The organism is Parabacteroides sp. AM08-6 (assembly GCF_003473295.1).
In the GTDB taxonomy this organism is placed as follows: Bacteria; Bacteroidota; Bacteroidia; order Bacteroidales; family Tannerellaceae; genus Parabacteroides.
In genome coordinates this window covers 1-19,371 of sequence record NZ_QRMP01000004.1, presented here as the reverse complement: position 1 = coordinate 19,371, position 19,371 = coordinate 1, and the positions used below count along the sequence as shown (strand labels likewise).

16 protein-coding genes are annotated in these 19,371 nt (G+C 41.6%); 4 read left to right on the top strand and 12 right to left on the bottom strand.

The features are described 5' to 3' along the window. The 8 genes from DW103_RS04820 to DW103_RS04785 all read right to left on the bottom strand — a co-directional run bounded on the left by DW103_RS04820 (position 1) and on the right by DW103_RS04785 (position 10,217). Positions 1–2,793 (bottom strand): family 78 glycoside hydrolase catalytic domain, encoded by a 2,793-nt coding sequence (locus DW103_RS04820; RefSeq protein ID WP_122274538.1) that lies wholly within the window; start codon positions 2,791–2,793, stop codon positions 1–3. 112 nt (positions 2,794–2,905) lie between these two features. After that, entirely contained in the window at positions 2,906–6,019 is a 3,114-nt protein-coding gene (locus DW103_RS04815; RefSeq protein ID WP_122274537.1) for a glycosyl hydrolase, read from the bottom strand. A 95-nt stretch (positions 6,020–6,114) separates the two neighbouring features. Next, positions 6,115–6,585 carry a DUF4252 domain-containing protein gene (locus DW103_RS04810; protein ID WP_122274663.1) on the bottom strand — a complete coding sequence of 157 codons (471 nt, stop codon included), beginning with the start codon at positions 6,583–6,585 and terminating at the stop codon, positions 6,115–6,117. Positions 6,586–6,589: 4 nt separating this feature from the next. Next, entirely contained in the window at positions 6,590–6,991 is a 402-nt protein-coding gene (locus tag DW103_RS04805) for a hypothetical protein (protein WP_122274536.1), read from the bottom strand. Next, positions 6,981–7,499 carry an RNA polymerase sigma factor gene (locus tag DW103_RS04800; protein ID WP_122274535.1) on the bottom strand — a complete coding sequence of 173 codons (519 nt, stop codon included), beginning with the start codon at positions 7,497–7,499 and terminating at the stop codon, positions 6,981–6,983. Before DW103_RS04800 ends, DW103_RS04805 begins: the two co-directional genes overlap by 11 nt. Next, the gene (locus DW103_RS04795; protein ID WP_122274534.1) at positions 7,489–7,938 is read right to left on the bottom strand and encodes a DUF4252 domain-containing protein; all 450 of its coding nucleotides are present in this window, start codon (positions 7,936–7,938) and stop codon (positions 7,489–7,491) included. Before DW103_RS04795 ends, DW103_RS04800 begins: the two co-directional genes overlap by 11 nt. Positions 7,939–8,057: 119 nt before the next feature. Then, positions 8,058–8,960 carry a DMT family transporter gene (locus DW103_RS04790; RefSeq protein ID WP_122274533.1) on the bottom strand — a complete coding sequence of 301 codons (903 nt, stop codon included), beginning with the start codon at positions 8,958–8,960 and terminating at the stop codon, positions 8,058–8,060. Between the two features lie 18 nt (positions 8,961–8,978). Next, positions 8,979–10,217, bottom strand: a complete 1,239-nt coding sequence (locus DW103_RS04785) for an MFS transporter (RefSeq protein WP_122274532.1) — start codon at positions 10,215–10,217, stop codon at positions 8,979–8,981. Positions 10,218–10,506: 289 nt separating this feature from the next. On the opposite strand from DW103_RS04785, the gene DW103_RS04780 reads away from it, so the two are divergent. Next, positions 10,507–11,943: a glutamate decarboxylase gene (locus tag DW103_RS04780; RefSeq protein ID WP_122274662.1), complete on the top strand. Its 1,437-nt coding sequence runs from the start codon at positions 10,507–10,509 to the stop codon at positions 11,941–11,943. Positions 11,944–12,040: 97 nt separating this feature from the next. Then, entirely contained in the window at positions 12,041–13,006 is a 966-nt protein-coding gene (gene glsA / locus DW103_RS04775; RefSeq protein WP_122274531.1) for a glutaminase A, read from the top strand. Between the two features lie 69 nt (positions 13,007–13,075). Here glsA and DW103_RS04770 read toward each other — a convergent pair whose 3' ends face one another. Continuing rightward, positions 13,076–13,819 carry a potassium channel family protein gene (locus tag DW103_RS04770; protein ID WP_122274530.1) on the bottom strand — a complete coding sequence of 248 codons (744 nt, stop codon included), beginning with the start codon at positions 13,817–13,819 and terminating at the stop codon, positions 13,076–13,078. A 200-nt stretch (positions 13,820–14,019) separates the two neighbouring features. Here DW103_RS04770 and gadC point away from each other — a divergent pair, with 200 nt between their 5' ends. Continuing rightward, positions 14,020–15,585 (top strand): putative glutamine/gamma-aminobutyrate antiporter GadC, encoded by a 1,566-nt coding sequence (gene gadC / locus DW103_RS04765; RefSeq protein ID WP_122274529.1) that lies wholly within the window; start codon positions 14,020–14,022, stop codon positions 15,583–15,585. A 105-nt stretch (positions 15,586–15,690) separates the two neighbouring features. Here gadC and DW103_RS18380 read toward each other — a convergent pair whose 3' ends face one another. From DW103_RS18380 to DW103_RS04755, 3 genes are all read right to left on the bottom strand, one after another. Continuing rightward, positions 15,691–16,254: a GH116 family glycosyl hydrolase gene (locus DW103_RS18380; RefSeq protein ID WP_233545610.1), complete on the bottom strand. Its 564-nt coding sequence runs from the start codon at positions 16,252–16,254 to the stop codon at positions 15,691–15,693. Positions 16,255–16,301: 47 nt separating this feature from the next. Continuing rightward, positions 16,302–16,709: a GH116 family glycosyl-hydrolase gene (locus tag DW103_RS18375; RefSeq protein WP_233545609.1), complete on the bottom strand. Its 408-nt coding sequence runs from the start codon at positions 16,707–16,709 to the stop codon at positions 16,302–16,304. 137 nt (positions 16,710–16,846) lie between these two features. Beyond that, a complete protein-coding gene (locus DW103_RS04755; RefSeq protein WP_233545608.1) occupies positions 16,847–17,662 on the bottom strand; it encodes a fimbrillin family protein in 816 nt (271 codons plus the stop codon). A 321-nt stretch (positions 17,663–17,983) separates the two neighbouring features. Here DW103_RS04755 and DW103_RS04750 point away from each other — a divergent pair, with 321 nt between their 5' ends. Beyond that, positions 17,984–19,120: a helix-turn-helix domain-containing protein gene (locus DW103_RS04750; RefSeq protein ID WP_122274527.1), complete on the top strand. Its 1,137-nt coding sequence runs from the start codon at positions 17,984–17,986 to the stop codon at positions 19,118–19,120. Positions 19,121–19,371 lie beyond the last annotated feature (251 nt).

Genomic DNA, 19,371 nt, shown 5'->3' with positions numbered 1-19,371 from the left:
TTATTCTTTTGAGACTTTGAAAAGATAAGTGCCGGAACCGATAGTGGCAACGGTGTATTTGTCAGTTTCTTTCTTATAGCTTATTCCGGAAACATCTTTCAATGGTATGCCGCTTTCTGTTATCTGTTCTGTATTTTTAGCTGGTAAATATACGGATGCTCGGCTGTTTGCCGGTACTTCCACCCGGACGATGAACTCTTTTTCGTTGTCTTTCCAGTCGGAGACAATTAATCCGTACGGCGATTGATAAGAGGCTTCTGCTTCACGGACATCACCTACCGGTTCAGGTTTGATGACAATGTGTTTAAATCCGAACGAATCATCCTGTTGGCGGATACCCCCCAGTCCGCTGAACAACCATTCCATCAGATGACCCAACATAAAATGATTGTTGGATATAAAGCCGTATGCTTGCCAGGATTCGGTAAGAGCGGTTGCTCCATGTGCCAACTGCCAACCGTATCCCGGAGTATCATATTTGCAGTTCATATCATAAATAACATCTGAGGCGCCCCCTGCTTCGAGTGCACGCAATACGTAACGATAGCCAACGTCGCCTGCTGTAAGTGCATTGTTTCGTCCGCGAATGTCGGCAACCAAGTTGTCGAATACTTTTTGTTTATTTTCCGGAGTTGTCAGTCCCATATAAAGGGCTACAGCATTTGCCGCCTGGCTGTTTCGTTCATATTTTTGGGTAGACGGCTCCCAGAAAGTTTGATTGAAAGCCTCTTTTATCTTTGTGGCCAGTTCGCCGTATTTACGGGCATCCTCCTGTTTGCCTAAAAGATTCGCCATTTTTTCCATTAGCGTAACATCATAGTAATAAATGGCAGTGGCTGTCACACCATTTGAAGTCAATTGCGCCTCTCCCGGACTATTCGGACCGATATCGAACCAGTCTCCCAATCCGTAAGCTATAATATGGTTGTTGGCTTTTGAAGATAAGTAGTCGATATAACGCTGCATATCAGGATAATAAGTTTCAATCAGACGGGTATCGCCATACCATTGGTAAATATACCAAGGACTGATGATAAAGGTGCTTCCCCATTCCGGTGTATCTTTGAAACCACCTTCAAATTCGACCAGTTCCGGGGCAATGGCCGGAACCATGCCATTTGCAGCTTGTGTAGAACGAATATCATTGAATATCTTTTCATACATACGGGCCAGATTGTAGCGGTATTGCACGGAATATTGCATGAGATGCGTCTGCTCCAACCAGCCTAACTTTTCGCGGTGCGGACAATCGGTCAGGACGCTTGCCATATTGCTGCGAATAGCCCAATCTATTAATTCATACGTTTGATTGAATAGTGGTTTTGAGCAATGAAAACGTCCTACGTTTTCTGCTGAATTGCAGGTGTGGAGGCCTGTGATTTCTGTAATTTCTGGTAATCCGTCCGGATTGGGTTGTCCGGCAGGAACAGCTCCTTCCACTTGTACGTAACGGAAACCGTAATAAGTAAATTGTGGTTGCCAGCTTTCTGTTCCTTTACCTTTCGGAGTGTAACTGAACCAATAAGGAGCACCGGATGCGCTCTGGTTCACTGTACTGTCCGGGTTCAATAATTCGGCCGGATAAAGTTTGACAGGCTGTTTATCCTTAGCGTTCAGGGAGAGGCGTACGATACCTGAGAAGTTTTGTCCCAAATCATACACCCATTGTCCTTGACGAGTCTTAAAAAGACGGACAGTCGGAATAGGGTCGCGTACAATCAATGGTGCGGAACGTTGGGAGATGAGTCGTGTCTTCCAACCGGTATTTAGGGCTTTATTCCAGGAACGAGTATCGAATCCGGGTTCCATCCAACCATCCTGTTCTTTGTTGGCATCGTAGTCTTCACCTCCGTAGATACTGCTGTAAGTAACCGGACTTTCGGTTGCTTTCCAGTCCGTATCGGTTACTATATTTTGCGTACTGCCGTCCGTATAGTCAATTTGTAGTTTCATAAGCAGACGGGGAGCACCGTAAGAGGCGAGGAGTTTGAAATATCGTTCGCGCGGGATATTGAAAAAACCGTTTCCCAGCATAACCCCTATGACGTTCTGTCCCTGTTTCAATTGGTCGGAAATATCGAAGGATATATACAGGGCGCATTTATCGTATTTCGTCCATCCAGGATCAAGAAAATGATTGCCAATTTTATCTCCGTTCAGGAACATATCGAAATGTCCAAGGCCGGAAACATAAGCTATAGCCCGCTTTATCGGTTTTTGAACCGTAAATTCTTTCCGGAATTGAGGCATATGATACAGACCAATTTTTTTGCCTTTTAATTCCCGGTCTACGTTTGCCAGGCCGTGTAATCCGGTCGTTATAATTTCGTCTTTCTTATCCTTTTCCAGTGCAATCCACTTAGCATTATTCCAATCTTTTTCCGAGAGAAGCCCCATACCGAACCGGTTAATCATGCTCCAGGGAGAAGGATTTCCCTCTTTATCCCAAGTTTTAACTTTCCAGTAATAGACTTGTCCAGCTTTCAATTCTTTACCTTTGAAAGGGACAAGGATGGAAGTGGAAGAAAGATTTTTTCCACTATCCCATATATTTCCGTTCTCTGCCTGCAGTTTTTCCGGTGAGTCGGCCACCAGAATTTGCCAAGCTGATTGTTCGAAGTTTCGCGTTTGCGCTTGGATTTGCCAGCTGAAACGGGGTTCTTTTGTTTCAATACCCAATGGGTTTTCTTCCTGTTCGCATAAGAGATTGTACACGGTATGCTTGCTTTCCGCTTGTAATAGGAAGGGAAGAAGCACCAATAAGAAGCAAATACTGATTAATCTGTTATTCATAAGAATACTTTTTTATTTGAAAAATAGCCGGGCTTTCCGAGAAAAACCGTACGTCTTTTATTTAAAAACCGTAAGACTTTTCCGGAAAAGCCGTTAGGCTTTTTTATGTATGTTAATGAACTAATTCAAAGTCTTCCATCAATCCGTAGTCAATCATCTGGTAATCGTTTCCGGGAATGGGTTTGTCCACATTTTTCCAGTGCCACGGAGAAGCAAGTCCGGGAGCCGGATTTCTATAATGTGGGCCTAACAGATTTTTAAGGCTACCGATGACATGAACGTCTATTTGGTTGCTACCTTCTTTCAGCAATGGCGTTATGTCCAGTTTCCAAGGGTTGAAAGCGATAATGCCAGCCTTCTTTCCGTTGACGTAAACCTCTGATACTGTACCGTTCCATTTATTCAGTTTTACAGCATATCGGCCGGTTATTTTGTCCACTTTATACTCTTTGCTGTAGCGCATATCCCAGGAATAGAACGGTTGTTTCTGCTTTTTCCAACTGCCCAATGTAAGAGTTTCCACCGGTGCGCTGATACTCCACCCTTCCTTTTCGGGGACGACAGAGAAGTTTCCTATGATGTAAACCGGTTCGATTTCAGCAAAAATACTCATCGGGTTGATGCTCAATTCGATTGTATTATTCCCTTTTTTTATCTCTTTTCCTATCTGGTAAACGCCGAAAGAGCGGTCCAGCCACCATTCGTCCGGCAATGCTTTTACTTCTGTACCGTTTATTTTGACTGTGAACAGTTCGGGGCGTTCGGATACTAATTTCATACCGGAATAATCGAAAGCATCGTTAATCGTAAAATGATAGGAAGCTTTGAAGCCACCATCTTTGAAGTTATCGCGGTCCAGGATGTTCCGTTTGTATTGAACAGAGGTGTTCCAGGGATTACCGTTTGCAAATCCATGTGCTTTAAAAGCGATGTCGGCTGCTTGGGAGAAATGAACTTTCTTATGAGTTTCACCTTTGACTGTCACGTCGCAGAAGTCGATTGTCAAAGCATTGTCCTTCAGTCGGCTGACGGTAGTCTGGTTGGTTGATGCAACAGGAGTGTCACCTATTTTTGCAGGAGGTACCGGATAATCCTTCTGGCTTCCCCTTGTGCAATAGAGCAATAGACTTCCTGCCGGTTCGATTCGGAAAGAAAGATTTTGTTTGTTTCCCTCTTTTTGAGAAGGATAAGTATAGATTTCTCCATTCATCGCATTCATTTCGAGGATAGTTTTTGCCGGGATGGAAAGAGTTCCGTTGGCGGTTTCATCCATTGATGCGTTTACTAAAAACAGTAATTCGCCGTCTGCAAACCGGCGACGCTGGTGATACAGGCTTCCACCGTTGGTATTTATCCGGAAATCACTATTGGTAAAGTATTTGTCGATTACCTCTTTGTTCAATTCCGGAACGGGTATAATGGAGGTGTTCAACAAGAATTCCGACAGTTCTGAACTTTCTGCCCCATCTATTAATGTCGGTGCGGAAAAAGTAATGATTCGGCCTCCTTGTCGTACAAATTGCCGTAGCAAATCGAAAGTTGGCTTGTTGAGTGTTTCCATCATCGGGGGTAGTACAACTGTGGAGTAGGAGGTTTTACCCACGATGAAACGGCCTTTTTCTGCTTTTCCGAGGTCTTTGATAATGTTTTCTGAGCCGAGGTCATATTCTACCTGGTTCTTTTCCAGTTTTGTTATGAAAGTCTGGAAAGCGGTTCCTATTTCCATTAATTTCGGAGAACTGCCGGTATGGGCATAATAACTCCAGAGCGTCGAGTTGGGTTCGAGTATCAGAATATCATTTTTCTGGATACCTTTGCTCAATACTAAAGAAAGACGTCCGAAATAATCGTTTAGTTCGCGGTAGTTCGGCCACCAGGGTGAATGGTAGGTAAAGACGGGAGGATAATCATATTTGCGAGCTCCGGTCAGAGTCATGTGTGCCAGATGTTGGTTCATGAAGTTGACTCCCAATACGTATTCCCAATCACCGAGTCGTTTGAAGTCCTTAAATGTTTCGTCCCAGCCTCCTCCTCCGTAAGTTTCACTGAGAGTACGGCTACAGCCGGTTTGGTTGGCTGCGCTTCGGAGTTCTTTGACGGAACGAATGTTGCCGAACTGAGCTTGCGGGTTGGTTTCGTCAAATTGGTTGAACAGCATGTCGATAGCCGGAACTTGATGCCAGGCGTACATTGCCATATTATCCGGTCCGTCGTTCATTTGAGGCCAGCCGTGTTCCCAGTAGTGGCCGGTCCATTCCAGGTTGTTTGCTTCGCAATAGTTATGATAGGGCTTGGACCAGCGGTCTATAAACAGTTGCAGTAAAGTTTCCATATAATTATGGCGGACTTGTTTATAGTTGCCTGTTTCTTCGTTTAGGAGTGGAATAAGCGGTTTGAGGTCGTAGCCCCATCGTTTTTGAAATACTTCAAACAAGTCCGGAGTCCAGCGCAGACCGCCGGGAGAACTAATGTTGGGTTCGTCGGTAAAAATACCGAGAACGGCTGTTCCGAATTCGTTCTTGATAGTCTTTTCATACCCTTTCATGGTTGTTTCAAGAAACTTATCCGTAACACCGGGTACCAACAAGTCGACATACGAGTATCCGCCATACCAGTCCGACTTGCCTAAATAAGTCTTTTTATACAGGTAATATTCTCCTTTGTTGCTTTTGTATTTGTCCGGATTTTGGGAAATATCCGTCCATTTATCGCCTTCTTTTTTGAGGATGATGAAGTACTCGTCCGTTTTGTCGGGTAAGAGTTCTGTTTTGGTGAGAGCCAGTCCTTGTCCCTGATTATACGATTCGGGCATTTCTTCCGGAACGTGTCCTCCTGCAAATCCGCTGGGATAAGAGTTCTCATCGTAAATCCATATATTCATTCCCATCTCCTTTCCTTTATTCACAGCATGGCGGTAGAGGGAGTACCACTCGTCGGACATGTATTCCGTTATCATACCGGGTCGGGGATGAATAAAAGTCCCTCCACATCCGGCATCTTTGAATTCTTTCAGCATTCGGTCTATTTCAGTTTCCGTAACTTTCCCGTTCCATACCATGAAAGGGGCAGTACGGAACTCGGATGGAGGATTGGAAAATTGTGCTTCCAAGGTAACAAAGCTGTCGGTTGTCTCCGCTTTTTTGCCATAACACCCGGTCATTGCAAAGGACAGGAATATTCCTGCTACGGCATACGTCATGTTTTTGATAATCTGTTGTGTTGTCATGGTGATATTAATAAAAAAGACCTTTACTGCAAAAGTAAAAGTCTTTTTTATAATCTGGCTATAAATCTCCGGAATTCGGAACTGTAAAAGTCATTTTATTCTTTTTGTATCGAAATGCTGTTTGCCACATCGCGTATATCTTGCAACGTAAAGTTGCCGGTAATCCGGATAACGACATAGCTGGAGTCGGCATCGGCAAGCATAATCATTTCGCTGACGCGATTGCCTTCTTGTTCGATATAGAAGGTTGCCTTGGTATCTTTATCCTTGACGCGCATTAAGAGTTCATGAGATTTTCCGATGTGGGAAGTAAAGTCTTTACGCATCATTTCCTTTGTTTCCTGGTTCTCGGAAGTGAGGATTTGCAGGTTATCTATTTTTCCTTTCAGGTTCATCAGGTTGAGTCCGCCGCTTTCGATGCTCGGCATCATCTGGAACATGGCTTTGGAGATGAATACGGAGGTGACATTATCCATGTCCGCATATTTTTCGAACAGTTTGTCTTGGGCCATACAAAGAGTTGTGCAGCAAAGGAAAAGGAGGAGGAATATATTTTTAGCTTTCATCTTTTTAATCATTTAAATGTTTGTTCAATATGTTGTTTACTTTATTTATCTCTTGTTGGGCATTGTCCATCTGGTTGAAACCTTTATTTAGGTTTTGCGACATCAAAAGCAATGCTTTCTGAGCAGTGGCCGCAGCCTCTTTCGGGTTTGTATAGGTGTCTGCCATTTGTTCATGAGGTTGTAGGGGAGTACTGTATTGGAATATGCCGACACATAAAAGGATAGCTGCGGCTATTCCGCTTACCCAGTACAGGGAGCGTTTCAGGTTGAATGAACGAGTCTTCTTTTCTTCTTCTGCCGCCCAACTGTCTATTTGCCGTTCCAGCCGTTCGGAGAGTCCTTTTGGCAAAGCCTGCTCTTCTCGGAGGGCTTTGTTTATTAAATCATCAATTTCTTTATCGTTCATGTTCGTATATATAAAGTTTATTAACTTGTTCCCGTATTATTTTTCGTGCCCGGGAGAGAAGCACCCGTATGTTTACGGCGCTGAGACCGGTTATCTCTTCTATTTCTTCGATTGAACAGTCATTTATGCCTCGTAACTTCATCACTTGCCGCTGATTATCCGGTAGTCGGTTGATGAGGCGGCATATCAGCTGTAATTTATCGGTTGCCTCCAGCTCCTTTTCCGGTGAACTGTCTGCGGCGAGTGTTACGACTTCCGTTATTTCTTCTTCGTGCCTATTGGCATGTGCAGAGCGAAGATAGTCGAGACAAAGGTTTTTGACTAATGTGACGCAGAAAGCTTCCGGATTTTGAACGTCTATCAGTTCTTCCCTCCGGCTCCATAATTTATAATAAGCATCCTGAAGTATATCTTCGGCATCGGCTTTGTTTTCAACCAAAGCCCAGGCAATCCTGAAGAGTTTGGGATGGAGCGGAAGAAATAGCCGTTTGAAGCTATTAATGTCCATTTTTATGTTCCTTTACCACTTGTTCCAAATCCGAAGGTTTGATTTTACCTTTGATACGGATAAGCGCATTATCTTCACCGGTACAAAAAATAACCAATTCCCGAATCATTTTTTTGTCGATGCGGACCATAACTTTTACATGATTATTGTCTTCATTGGAAGTAATCATGGTTTCGAACCGGTCGTCTTTAAGTTTGCGGATGGCTGTCCGAAGGTTTTCTTTCACGTCCTTGCTGCAATCATCGAAATCTAAAACTTCAATGCCGTTAACACCCATTGTTTCGGTGAATATACTACTCAGTTTCATGATTATCGGACCGATGCTGACGCGTGTGACATTTTCTTTTTTGGCAAACTCGTTGAATAGTTTGTCTATGTTCTGGCTGTATATAGCCTGACAGGTTAAAATTAAAACCAAAATTGCAATGTATTTTTTCATTCCCAAATGTATTAATCGTTATTGATTCCGTTTATATCTGCCTTTCTGCGCGCTTTTGAAAGGCGTTCATAAAGTAGACGGAAACGAAAACAAAGTTGTTACAAAGAAAAAGAAAAAATTTATATTTTCTCTTTACTTTCAGCTATTTCAACAAAGTAGACACTGGAACATATCAATAGGATAGCGAATAGTTGTGTCCAGCTAAAGCGATCCTGACCGATGGATAAGGATACGATGGTGGCGACAATCAAAATAAGGTATCCATAGATGGCAACCAGCGTAGTGCTTAAATATTTCAATCCGATAGGTACCAGCAGATAACTGATGACCGTAGGGAAAATCAAAACGAACATCAGGATAAGGAAAGGTGTCCAATGTAACGGTAGCGTAAATACACGAGCATCAAATCCTGTAAAGGCCGACACGATGAGGGCCGAAAAGGCGGCCCCGGTGAATGTATATTTCAACATAGTCATTATTCCGACTTTACTTAATATGCGGTTGCTGATAACCAGATAAATGGCATAGGCAAACGAACTCATCAAACAAAGCACGTTTCCTGTAAAGGCATCTGCCGCCAAGTCATCGCTTTTTTGTGTAAGAATACAAAGCAAAGCGCCTCCCAAACCTATCAGGATACCGGTAATTTTCATGCCGGTAATTTTTTCTTTGAAGAATACTACGGCCAGAATGAATACCCAAATGGGTTCGAGACTGCTGAAGATGGAACTGGATACAGGCGTCGTCTTACTTAATCCAATCAAGTAAAAGAACATAAAACCATAGATGCCGAGTGCCCCCAATAGGAAAAGATATACTTTTTCTTTTGCGGTGGATGTTTCCGGTTTGGTGAATATCCCGATAATCCAGAATGCGATTGCGGCGAAAACACATCGTAATGTGGCACCTGAAAGTGGAGTTATCCATACGGGCAACAGATACTTGAGTGCATTCATGTTCAGACCGCTCAGGGTTTTGGAGATAATCATGCAGATGTTGGCTTCTGTAATTTTATTCTTCATACTTCATTGTTTTTTATATTATGTGGATTTAAAGCTGTCGTTAAACAGGAAAGATTCTTGTTTCAGATAGGCCCAAGCCGCTGCAATCAGAGCAATAATCATATTGAATATGAAAGCGAATTGTTGTGTTTCGATATGAAACAAGTCCTTGAATACATTGATAATGAAAGGACATAATAAGATTGCCAGATAATTCATGGACATGACAAAAGCCAATGCCAATGTTATTTTTTCCGGAATAGCCGTCCGGGTTGTTTTATCGTAAGCAATGGGCTGAATGATGCCGTAGCCGAAACCGGCAAAGATACATCCCAGCCCGATTAACCATTCGGTGCGGGAAACCAGTATCAGTGCCATGCCGGCAGCTATGGAAAGGAGGCTGTAAAACTTGGTTTTGCTGCCGAAATAAGTTACAATCTGGTTTAGAATAAATCCGGGAGCCATAATTGCCAAGAAGAACAAAGAAATCATGATACCGGAATTACCGCTGGTAAAATGATACTCCTTCATAAGGAAAGGCAGGTTGAAACTGACAATAATAACCAGATAAGTAGCAAGTCCGTAAAAAGCCATTATCTGCATTAAATGTTTGATTTGGATACCGAATTTTCCAAAAGAGCTACTGTGGGCAGTCTGAGCATTTCCGGCTTTATTGTTTTTAAGTTCGGCTCCGGCCGGGTAAGGAGAAATATTCTTTTTCAAATAGAAGGAAAGAACGATTGATATTAATGGGAATAAATAAACAAGAAAGGGGAGATGCCAGTTTATTTCAGCCAGATAACCGGTCAATATGGTTGCCAGTACTAACGTAACATTTGTAATTGCAGAACTGAAGCCGAATTGTTTGGTACGGTATGAACCGGTGAAAAATCGTGAGATAAGCCCTGTCGATAAGGGAACAATCAGTCCGGAACCAATACCCAATAAGGCGCTGACGACAATCAGTTGCCACATCTTTGTGGAAAGTAAATATAAAATACCACTGAGTGAGAATATGACCAGTCCGATTTGTAACAGATATATATTATTAATCTTCTCCGTCAGTTTACCGGATAAGATGATAAAAGGGATAATCAGCAGTGAAGGAAGAGAGGAAAGCATCTGTATGTCCAGTTCCGTCGAAGTTGGGAAAATCAGGGATAATTTTCCCAGAATGGGAGAGACGGCCAGACCAGGCAATGCATTCAGAGCTGATATTGACCATATACCTATTAATGTAATAAGGGGAATTGTCCCCTGTCCGGTCTGTATTCGCATAATCGTTTAGTTTTGTGAATGCGCTAATGAGCGATTTATTGTACTGAAACAATACTGAATAACAAATGTTCACTTTTTCGTCTTATATACTTCTAAAATGTATTAACATTTGGCTTTTAGGTTAAAATACGCGTAGTTTTTGGCACTCTTTTATAACATTATTTTAATAAACCCCAAATATTGCATGTTTAACCAAATTCGCAGAACAATTGCGAATAGTAGCTGTTTTTGCCATACAATCGACCGAAATATGTCGATAACGCCATTAATAATTAAAAACAAAAAAGACATGGAAGATTCTAATTTTAGAAAAGGTGATGCCAAAACAGCGATTTTTGGCTCGGAAAAGATGTTGCAAGCCTCTCCGGTAGACAAAATTCCTGATGGACCTACAACTCCGGAAATTGCTTATCAGATGGTAAAAGATGAAACGTATGCACAGACTCAGCCCCGTCTGAACCTGGCAACATTTGTGACCACTTACATGGATGATTATGCAACTAAGCTGATGAATGAGGCAATTAGTATCAACTACATTGATGAAACAGAGTATCCGCGTATTGCCGTTATGAATGCTAAATGTATTAACATTGTGGCTAATTTGTGGAATACCCCCGAGCAGGCAAAATGGAAAGCCGGTGCGTTAGCTATCGGTTCGTCCGAAGCATGTATGCTGGGTGGTGTTGCAGCATGGCTGCGTTGGCGTAAAAAGAGATTGGCCGCCGGTAAGCCTGTAGATAAACCTAATTTCATTATCTCTACCGGTTTCCAGGTTGTATGGGAAAAGTTTGCCCAGCTTTGGCAGATTGAGATGCGTCAGGTTTCTCTGACCTTGGACAAGACTACTCTTGACCCGGAAGAAGCATTGAAAATGTGTGATGAAAATACGATTTGTATCGTTCCTATCCAAGGGGTTACATGGACAGGGCTGAATGATGATGTTGAAGCATTGGATAAAGCTCTTGATGCTTATAATGCAAAAACCGGATATGACATTCCTATTCACGTGGATGCTGCTTCCGGCGGTTTTATTCTTCCGTTCCTGAAACCGGAATTGAAGTGGGATTTCCGTCTGAAATGGGTACTTTCCATCAGTACTTCCGGACATAAGTTCGGTTTGGTTTACCCGGGATTAGGCTGGGTAGTATGGAAAGATAAATCTTATTTGCCCGACTCTATGTCTTTCAGTGTAAATTATCTGGGTGCTAATATTACGCAGGTTGGCTTGAATTTCTCTCGTCCTGCCGCACAAATTCTCGGACAGTATTACCAGTTTATCCGTCTTGGCTTTGAAGGATACAAGGCTATTCAGCAAAACAGTATGGAGATTACTCAATATTTGCATGATGAAATCGGCAAAATGGCTCCGTTTGTAAATTACAGCAATGAAGTAGTGAACCCTCTGTTTATCTGGTATCTGAAACCGGATTATGCAAAGCAGGCAAAATGGACTTTGTACGATTTGCAAGATAAATTGAAACAAAGCGGTTGGATGGTTCCGGCTTACACCTTGCCTAACAATCTTGAAAGTTATGTAGTTATGCGTATTGTTGCCCGTCAGGGATTTAGCCGTGATATGGCCGATATGCTACTGAACGATATCAATGCTGCTATAACAGAACTGGAAAAATTGGAATATCCTACTCCTACACGTATTGCACAAGACAAGAATCTGGAAGTAAAAGGTTCTGTGTTTACTCATACAGGTGTGTCTTGCAAAAAGTAATTCTGTTGGCTATATATATACTCAAGAGTATCCTCAGCACCTGGTGGGCTGAGGACTCTTTTATTCAGAGTCATAAAAAGCATTAATAATATAATTTATGAATAAAACGATTTCCGTTTCACAAATAAAAGAAATAGCCCAGGAAGCTTACGAGACATTCAAAACGAATACAGATGGGAAAAATGCGGATTATATTCCTTATTTGGCTAATATCGATAAAAATCTGTTCGGTATAAGTATTTGCTTATTGGATGGTAAGACTATTACACTGGGTGATTATGATTACCGTTTCGGTATCGAATCCGTTTCAAAGGTGCATACTGCTATTTTGGCCCTTCGCCAGTATGGTGCACAAAAGTTGCTTGAGATGATTGGAGCTGATGCTACCGGTCTGCCTTTCAACTCGATTATGGCTATCCTGTTGGAAAAGGACCATCCGTCTACTCCGTTGGTAAATGCCGGTGCTATTACTGCTTGTAGTATGGTACAACCAATAGGAGATGCGGATAAGAAATGGGATGCTATCGTGCAGAATATTACTGAGTTGTGTGGCAGTGCCCCTCAACTGATAGACGAATTGTACAAATCCGAATCGGCTACAAATTTCAACAACCGCTCTATTGCTTGGTTATTGAAAAATTATAATCGTATTTATGATGACCCGGATATGTCGCTCGACCTGTATACTCGTCAATGTTCATTAGGCATTACTGCCCAACAACTGTCTGTTGCGGCTGCTACAGTTGCTAATAAAGGAATGAATCCGTTGACTAAAAAGCAAGTGTTTGATGCGGAATTATCTCCGAAAATCACTTCTTTGGTAGCTACTGTCGGTTTCTATGAACATACAGGTGACTGGTTGTACACATCAGGTATCCCTGCAAAGACCGGTGTCGGCGGTGGTGTCATGGGGATTATGCCAGGCTTGTTCGGTATTTCAGCCTTTGCTCCTCCTATCGATAGTGCCGGTAATTCGGTAAAAGCTCAGTTGGCAATTAAGTATATAATGAATAAACTGGGTCTGTCCATTTTTGGAAGTGACCGGTTTACGATCACCGAATAAAACGGTTTATTCTTTTAGTTGGCGTGTCTCCCGGCTTTGTACAACAAAGTGTAGGGAGGCACGTTTGCTTTAAGGTTGTTCTGGTGTTCTTGTAATGGTGTTTTGTTGCTGTTCGTAAAAAGCTTCTTTCTTTTTATTGGCATTTTGTACCAAGCTGGTGACATAGACTGTAAAAATAGGGAACATCATCATACCCAAAGCTGCCAATAGAACCGATAATATCCGCCCTGTCGGTGTTACGGCATATACGTTGGAACCAACGGTTGTCACATCCATAAAGGCCCACCAAAGGGCATCGTTGTAACCTTGTACTTCCGGGTTTACTTTATGTTCGAGTACGAAAAATATCAAGCTGGAAAAATAGACAGTAGCCAATAGCATTGTCAGATAGGATACGAACAGACCGGAAGCTTTATTGGATGTTAGCCAACCTACCACGATAGCCAGTGCGTACCCGCTTCGTACCAACGGAATAAAGCGGAGGAAATAGGTTACTTCCGGTGAAAAAGTGAAGCCGTAATAATTGATAATATTAAGATAGGGTATTGAAACGAGCAGGAAGATTAAGTGTGTTTGTAAATAATGTATTTTATGTTTTGATAAGAAAAACTCCAGTACGAAATCAGTAATAAAGAACATACAAATCCAAAATTGCGTTTTCAGGTAAGAGGGTTGCGTAATAAATGGAATGTTATTGAAAGTGTCAATAGAAATATCAACAATGAGAAAAAGGGAAAGCAATAGTATCATGATGTGTAAGACTCCGTAAATACCTTTTTTCTCGTAGAAGAAATCACTGAATGCAGTTTTCATTATCTCTAAAATTTAGGTGTTTAGACATATTTTTATTTAGGCTGAAAAACAACAAAGTGACACATTTTGTTTTTAACACCTATCTGTTAATTAACCAAGTTTGACATCTTGTTGACAAACTAACACAATAAGCAGTTGTTATACTGACATATCGAAGCGAAACTAAACTAAACAAAATTCACTTTTTAATAGTAAAATTCATGGCAAATATTGGAAAAGCAGTAAAACTTGGAGTCTTTACTCTTGCGATTATGAATGTTACGGCAGTCGTTTCACTCCGCGGACTGCCTGCCGAAGCCGTATATGGGCTTAGTTCGGCTTTTTATTACTTGTTTGCAGCGGTTGTATTCCTGATTCCTACTTCACTGGTTGCGGCGGAATTGGCCGCTATGTTCCAGGACAAACAGGGTGGAGTCTTCCGGTGGGTAGGCGAGGCCTACGGTAAGAAATGGGGCTTTCTGGCCATTTGGGTACAATGGATTGAAAGTACAATCTGGTATCCTACCGTATTGACCTTTGGTGCCGTATCAATTGCATTTATCGGAATGAACGATGCACATGATATGGTATTGGCTTCAAACAAGATGTACACGTTGGTTGTGGTGTTGATTATTTACTGGTTGGCCACTTTTATTTCCTTGAAAGGCTTGAGTTGGGTCGGTAAAGTGGCAAAAGTCGGTGGTATTGTCGGAACCATTGTTCCAGCAGCTTTGCTGATTATTCTGGGGATTGTCTATCTCTCTATGGGTGGACATTCGAATATGGATTTCCATGGTAAGTTCTTCCCGGATTTTACAAAGTTCGATAATTTGGTTCTGGCGTCCAGCATCTTCCTTTTTTATGCCGGTATGGAAATGGGCGGTATTCACGTGAAAGATGTGGAAAATCCTACTAAAAACTATCCGAAAGCCGTATTTATCGGTGCGCTTATTACAGTTATTATCTTTGTTTTGGGTACATTCGCATTGGGTGTTATCATTCCGGAAAAAGACATCAACTTGACACAGAGCCTATTGGTCGGTTTCGACAATTATTTTAAGTTTATTCATGCTTCCTGGTTGTCGCCGATTATTGCGGTGGCTTTGGCATTCGGTGTATTGGCCGGTGTATTGACTTGGGTTGCCGGTCCGTCCAAAGGTATTTTTGCCGTAGGTAAAGCCGGTTATTTACCTCCGTTCTTCCAGAAAACAAATAAGCTGGGTGTTCAGAAGAACATTCTTTTGATACAGGGTCTGGCCGTTACTTTGCTGAGCTTATTGTTCGTGGTAATGCCTTCCGTTCAGAGTTTCTATCAAATTTTGTCGCAGCTGACAGTTATTCTTTATCTGATTATGTACATGCTGATGTTTTCCGGTGCTATCGCTTTGCGTTATCGCATGAAAAAAGCCGGTCGTCCGTTCCGTATCGGTAAGAGTGGAAACGGCCTGATGTGGTTTATCGGCGGTTTGGGTTTCTGTGGTTCATTGTTGGCATTTGTTCTGAGCTTTATTCCGCCCAGCCAGATTTCGACAGGAAATAATACCGTATGGTTTGCCGTATTGATTATCGGTGCTATTATTGTAGTTGCTGCCCCGTTTATCATTTACGCATCCAAGAAACCGACATGGGTAGATCCGAATACGCAGTTCGAACCGTTCCACTGGGAAGAAGCCCAAACTGTCCAGGCAGATACCACCGGAACAACTGCCGGTTCTTCCGCATCTGCAACAAGCGGGACTACAAGTAGTACGACAAGTACTTCTTCCCCGACTTCCGGTAAAGTGTAAATTCGTACTCTGACATATACTTTTGATTAAAGAGCATGTTGCAAAAGTACCTAATTCCTCTGCCAAGTACAGGAATAAAGTACTTTTGTAACGCTCTCTTTTGTTTTATAACTGAATAGTTTGCCTATTCCCTTCCCCGATAGTTATATTCTTCAAAGAAATCTCTTTTTTATTGCCGGCTTTTAATTTTTTCAGATTTAAGGAACCTTTCAGAACTTCAATGACAACATCGGAAGGAGAAACCGTACAAATTCCCCACGCATACCCGTTACTCCAGAAATAACGTCCCGGTTGTTCTGTTATATACATGGATTGTTCTACTCCCGAATACTGAAAACCGCTTAGAGCGAGAATAGCACTCCAACTTGCCATCGAACGGGCATAATGATGTCCGCATTCCGGTTCACTGAAAGGATTGCGTTTTGCACCGTCGTGGCGGTCACGGACAGCTTGTATGCAAGTTAAAGCCTCTTTCTCCATTCCTTCGTATATCATGCCGGTAGCCGCACAATATTCAAATCCCGTCATTACTTCTGCAAAATAGGGGAAAGGAACTTCCAAACGACCGTTTGGCCAAGAAGCCATTAGTAGACCGGACTCATTTCCCATAACGTACGAACGCATATTGTTGAAATGACGACTGAAATCTTTGACATAATTATATTTCATGATACTTTTCAGCGTAGTTCGGATATGCTCCTTGTTTCCCAAATAACCTAAGCCGCATCGAATGAAGCTTCTGAAAAGCGTGGAAATCCGTGATGATTGACCGGGCGTCCTTCGTAATGTAAATATTCCTGGGAATAAAGCGGACCGGACAAAAGAGTAGTCAAGGCTTTCCCGTCTTGAGGTTTTGTATAAATAGCAAAAAACGGCGCATTGTTTCCGGTTGTGACTGTACTGTATTTTTTTGCCGGGATGTTTATGATTTCCCAATCTCGCAGTTCTCCCCGCCCGCCAAGTGAAACGGTTCCTGTACCGATGCCGCCGATGGGCAATGCCATTTGATAAAGATGTTCGCTATCGTACTGTTTTAAGACAGGCCATTCTTGTGGTTTCCATTCTCTTGCCGAAGCAAGGACCGGCAATATTATTGTTGCCAGAAATAGTAATGTTTTATTCATATCCGGAGGTATTTAAGGATTTGTACAAATGTACGGAAAAAATAAAAAACAGCTCCGCCTAGGGGTAATAATTGAATAGAGGTGTTGTGGCGATAAGTTGAAGGGAGATAGTGGCGGAGCTGTTTTTAATATCCTAACTAACTTTCGACCGGAATCCATTCATCGAAGCTTACATGGTCCAACGAAATGTTTTGTCCGTCGAAAGTTAAGTTGTAAATATATTTATATCCTTTTTCCCACTTTGTTCCGGCAGGAATTTTGAATTTGAATGTTTTTTCGTTGATGACAAATAGAATTTCTACATCTCCGTCTTTAAATATCCGATTTGTCGGAATGACCATTAATTGCTGGGCTTCACCGGGAATTGCCTGCAACATTCGGGGAGAGTTCAGTTCCAACCGGGTAGAAGCATTTGTTCCGGCGCATCCGCTGATTTCTCCGGTTTTGATATTCATTGTTTCTCTGAAGCATAAAGCGGTTCCTCCTGCTTTGTTGCCTATTTGAATGGCGTTAAGCAGGTAACAGGTAGAAATGTCCGGTGCTACGCGGAGCTTAAAATTCAGGAGTGCCAAAGCATGGTTCATGCTAAGTAAGGCTATCGGTGAAATTTTATTTATTGCTTTTTGTCCGCAAGTTTGCATCCCATACATATAATCGGTTGTGAGGGATGCGTCTGCCGAGATTTTAACAGGAATATTTTCCGGATTAAAATTGCATTGTTGTTGATATGGATAATAAGCATAAACCGTTGCCGGTTCTGAATTTAACATGACTTTCGGGCTTTGTTCCCATTTTAGTTTGTCGTCATTAAGAAAAGCTTCAGCTCTTACATTTCTATACGCTGTAATGCTATCGTATAAGCTTTCCGTATTTTCAGAAATAATATGCAGGCCGATGACCGAACCGTCTTTAAATTCTTGTATGAAATTAGGGGATTTTGTAGTTAAAACCATCGTTTCTATTATTAAAGGTTTTTCTTCTAAGCTGAAATTTTCCAGTATTCCTATATCATTTTCATTTGTGCAACTCAGAATGCTTGTTACAAGTATTATATATAAGAATAAATTGTCCATATTTTATATTATTTTTGTAGAAAGTTTACTGTTGCAAATATCAGGAGGTTTGGCGGAAGGAAAGGGGCATCTGGTCTAAAACCGCGATGAAATCATATAAAAGTATAGGGTGCAAATTATTTAGAGGCGTCAAATTGTCTGCTGAAAGTGCAAATCAACTATTTATGGGTTTATATTGTTTAGTAAAAAGGAGATAGATATATGAAGTGGGATATAATACAATTTTTATTGAGTTTGCAAATAATAGGGTTCTGTATTTTTGGCGGAACAATCTTGCTGCTTCGTTCTAGAGAGAGGCGGGCAAAGAAAATTTTAGGCTTTGCAATGTATTTGTGGGCCGTCATGGCAATCGTTCGTGTTTCCGTCAATTTTTATTTGCATGAAGGGAAAGAAGCTTTTCATCCGGATGTATTAATTATCGGTTGTTTTGTTACAGCTATATTGGCTTGTTATGTCATCGAAGTTTTGCGGCCCGGCTATTTGACATTAAAGCGTTTTGCTGTTTTTATTTCACCCATTTTTCTGACATCCCTGATGTATTTGGCCTATCGTTTGTCTGGAGGGGAGATACATGTTTATTATTCGCTAAAAGAGCTTTTGGAATACTTCAATTTTGATGTATTTATGCGTGGATTATTTTTCTTGCTTACGTTGTTTTATATGCTGTTGCCTGTTTATCTAATTCTTCGCTACAGTGGGGATTATAAAGCTTTTCTTTCTGAAAATGTCTCGAACCCTGATGATTATGATTTAGACTGGCTGAAAAAGACGATGATTGTTTTGATGGTCCTGTATGGATTTTATTTGATTTTGTTGCTTACGGATATTCTCATACTTTATGTTGTCAACAAGGCGGTACTTCTGCTCACTTGGTTTTATTTCTTTTATAAAGCTTTATTTCTTAAGCCTATCATATTGGAGCATTCTTTTAAAAACAGTTGGAATCTCCCGTATCAGGGAGACGATGAAAGTGATGATTATGACGGTGATGAAGAACAGCGAGGCCTTCTTAGCAAACGCTATGCGGAAGAGGTTAATCAATGGTTTGAGAAGGAAAAACCCTATTTGCGTGACGATTTGCGTTTGACCGATTTGCAGCGTATCTTCCCGATGAGCCGTTCTTATCTTTCCCAGCTTTTCAACCGTGAACTGGGGATGTCGTTTTCTGATTACGTCAATCAGTTCCGCATAGAGGAAAGCAAACGGCTGATGGATGCGGAACCGCAAGCTAGCATACAGGAGGTCGCCGAACGTTCCGGCTTTCATTCTATCAGTACTTTTCGTCGTGCCTTTCAGAAATATACTGGTACTATTCCTTCGGAGTACAAACGAAATTGACGGCGAATGTAAATGATGTTAAAACGACACGGAGATTTTGTCAATTTGCATGGATGGTTTTATTTTGTTGTCTCTACCTTTTTTCGGATTCGTCCTAAGCAAAAGTTTATTCAAGTAATGTATATCTTTCATTCAATATATGTTGAATGAAAGATACATATATGTGCTTTTTATATTCAACATATATTGAAAGTAAAAATTGTAGGGAGAAACAGGGCAAACGCATTAGGAATAAAAATCAAAAGCCCCTT

Excerpts from the sequence above, each read along its gene's own strand:
- DW103_RS04820 (WP_122274538.1), bottom strand. The coding sequence starts at position 2,793 with ATGAATAACAGATTAATCAGTATTTGCTTCTTATTGGTGCTTCTTCCC.
- DW103_RS04815 (WP_122274537.1), bottom strand. The coding sequence starts at position 6,019 with ATGACAACACAACAGATTATCAAAAACATGACGTATGCCGTAGCAGGA.
- DW103_RS04810 (WP_122274663.1), bottom strand. The coding sequence starts at position 6,585 with ATGAAAGCTAAAAATATATTCCTCCTCCTTTTCCTTTGCTGCACAACT.
- DW103_RS04805 (WP_122274536.1), bottom strand. The coding sequence starts at position 6,991 with ATGAACGATAAAGAAATTGATGATTTAATAAACAAAGCCCTCCGAGAA.
- DW103_RS04800 (WP_122274535.1), bottom strand. The coding sequence starts at position 7,499 with ATGGACATTAATAGCTTCAAACGGCTATTTCTTCCGCTCCATCCCAAA.
- DW103_RS04795 (WP_122274534.1), bottom strand. The coding sequence starts at position 7,938 with ATGAAAAAATACATTGCAATTTTGGTTTTAATTTTAACCTGTCAGGCT.
- DW103_RS04790 (WP_122274533.1), bottom strand. The coding sequence starts at position 8,960 with ATGAAGAATAAAATTACAGAAGCCAACATCTGCATGATTATCTCCAAA.
- DW103_RS04785 (WP_122274532.1), bottom strand. The coding sequence starts at position 10,217 with ATGCGAATACAGACCGGACAGGGGACAATTCCCCTTATTACATTAATA.
- DW103_RS04780 (WP_122274662.1), top strand. The coding sequence starts at position 10,507 with ATGGAAGATTCTAATTTTAGAAAAGGTGATGCCAAAACAGCGATTTTT.
- glsA (WP_122274531.1), top strand. The coding sequence starts at position 12,041 with ATGAATAAAACGATTTCCGTTTCACAAATAAAAGAAATAGCCCAGGAA.
- DW103_RS04770 (WP_122274530.1), bottom strand. The coding sequence starts at position 13,819 with ATGAAAACTGCATTCAGTGATTTCTTCTACGAGAAAAAAGGTATTTAC.
- gadC (WP_122274529.1), top strand. The coding sequence starts at position 14,020 with ATGGCAAATATTGGAAAAGCAGTAAAACTTGGAGTCTTTACTCTTGCG.
- DW103_RS18380 (WP_233545610.1), bottom strand. The coding sequence starts at position 16,254 with ATGAAATATAATTATGTCAAAGATTTCAGTCGTCATTTCAACAATATG.
- DW103_RS18375 (WP_233545609.1), bottom strand. The coding sequence starts at position 16,709 with ATGAATAAAACATTACTATTTCTGGCAACAATAATATTGCCGGTCCTT.
- DW103_RS04755 (WP_233545608.1), bottom strand. The coding sequence starts at position 17,662 with ATGGTTTTAACTACAAAATCCCCTAATTTCATACAAGAATTTAAAGAC.
- DW103_RS04750 (WP_122274527.1), top strand. The coding sequence starts at position 17,984 with ATGAAGTGGGATATAATACAATTTTTATTGAGTTTGCAAATAATAGGG.